General features: G+C 60.7%; 1 protein-coding gene. It reads left to right on the plus strand.

Annotation, left to right across the window (positions count from 1 at the left end; all coding sequences use genetic code 11):
* Window positions 1-31 precede the first annotated feature (31 nt).
* Window positions 32-428: fasciclin domain-containing protein (locus NBZ85_RS31905; protein ID WP_308205254.1), on the plus strand; the 397-nt coding region annotated here is incomplete at its 3' end.

Genomic DNA, 428 nt, shown 5'->3' on the forward strand with positions numbered 1-428 from the left:
CAGCTTCGCCGTACTCGTCTCAGCCACTTCAATGAGCTTCGCCGCCAGTACCGTGATGGTCGGCGGAGCGGAGATGTATCCCACCAGGACCATCGTCCAGAACGCCATCAACTCCAAGGACCACACGACCCTGGTCGCTGCGGTCAAGGCAGCGGGCCTGGTCGATACCCTCAATGGCGCCGGCCCCTTCACCGTCTTCGCGCCCACCAATGCAGCCTTCAGCAAGCTGCCCGCAGGTACGGTCGATACGCTGGTGAAACCTGAAAACAAGGCACAACTGACCAAGATCCTGACCTACCACGTGGTGCCAGGCAATTACAGTTCAGCGCAACTGATGGCCGATGCCAGGAAGCACGGCGGCAAGGCGACGCTGAAGACCGTTGAAGGTGAATCCCTCACCGTCGCACTGCATGACGGCAAGCTGTGGG

The sequence above is a fragment of the Frankia tisae genome (assembly GCF_025403405.1).
In the GTDB taxonomy this organism is placed as follows: Bacteria; Actinomycetota; Actinomycetes; order Frankiales; family Frankiaceae; genus Frankia; species Frankia tisai.